General features: G+C 44.9%; 2 protein-coding genes. Both read left to right on the top strand.

The window, feature by feature from the left end:
* The coding region (locus OSO_RS52185) for a hypothetical protein (RefSeq protein WP_237729393.1) at positions 1–192 on the top strand (192 nt) is incomplete at its 5' end.
* Between the two features lie 146 nt (positions 193–338).
* The gene (locus OSO_RS0138105; RefSeq protein ID WP_029247896.1) at positions 339–704 is read left to right on the top strand and encodes a hypothetical protein; all 366 of its coding nucleotides are present in this window, start codon (positions 339–341) and stop codon (positions 702–704) included.
* Positions 705–1,240: the final 536 nt, after the last annotated feature.

Genomic DNA, 1,240 nt, shown 5'->3' on the forward strand with positions numbered 1-1,240 from the left:
TCGTGGTGGTCGTGGCATGGAAGAGAAGATGGTTTCCTGCCAAGACAGAAATCATTGAGTCCTGCCCCCTTTGTTTCCCCGGAAAACGAACGGGTCGGATGCGGTGACATCCCGCAGAAAAGAGGAAGAGGTATTGAGGGTGAAGATTCCTATATTGAGCTTGTTTTTTTAAGGTTTAATCCGTCTATTTGACAGCCATTCGCAATGGGCGAAAACAAAAAAAGACGTAATTCTCCTTGGATTGTTACCCACAGAATTCCCGGATGGACCATAAAAAAGGTTCCTGACACCTTTTTGTTGTCCCGGGGGGATTGCAATTGAGTATTCATTCGAAAATAATGTCTGCGTTTAACTCTCTTTTATCTCAGGGGGAGCTCGGTTCATTTGTTGTGATAGAGCACCCTGTGATGGAAAAATTCGTTCAATTCGCCCTATGTGACAGTGGAGGGCTCCTTCTTGATTTACCTGCACAGGTGTTATCGGAGCGTGAATTCTATAACGCTCTCCGTGCATTTCAAGGAACTAATGTTGTCGGGAGTGAGTTTGGAGTCTTTGATCGCCCGGATGGAATTGAAGTTGCACGACAATACTCATTCAATGCAACATTTAGTGCCGCTGACGAAGCGGTAAGCGTTGTTAAGCTGATTTTTGAAAAAGTTTTTGAAATCTCCTTTAATGATGAATTGGTTGTGTCTCTCTCTTAGCGGCCGCACAAAGAATAAAATACATTCATTGTAATTGGCGCCACATGCGAGAAGCTCGCTGGTGGCGAGTATAAAGCATGTTGCCTTTGGTGCGTCAATCATGTCTCTGTTGTGTCTTCTGTCATTCTGGGGTCAATTACTTTCGATTCCAAATAGCTCGATATGCAGCTCGCGTCTATTGCCGCAGTGTGATTTCCTGACGTAGGCAGTGTAAGTCGTGCTCAAATGAAGGGGAATATATGACAGAATATACTTCTATTGAGGTTCTCGACCCCAATGGAGAGGGGGGGACGCCGGGCGGAAAAGAAATTTTATATCAGTGCCATAGGTGCGGCAAGATTATTCCTTCTGTTCCAGAAGACAATATTGGCTGTGACTGTGACAATATATTTATTGATGTAGACTATGGTAGGCTTTGCGTCCAAGACTGGACGCAATTCAGCGTGTTGCGAATAGTCTCGTGACGGAGAATGTTATGCTTGCATACATTTGGGGGGGGCAGAAAGGGGTCAGGACTCAATGTTGTTGTTTTGGTC

Origin of the sequence: Schlesneria paludicola DSM 18645, assembly GCF_000255655.1 — a bacterium.
GTDB lineage: Bacteria > Planctomycetota > Planctomycetia > Planctomycetales > Planctomycetaceae > Schlesneria > Schlesneria paludicola.

Coding starts and splice junctions, on each gene's coding strand:
- OSO_RS0138105 (WP_029247896.1), top strand. CDS start 339: ATGTCTGCGTTTAACTCTCTTTTATCTCAGGGGGAGCTCGGTTCATTT.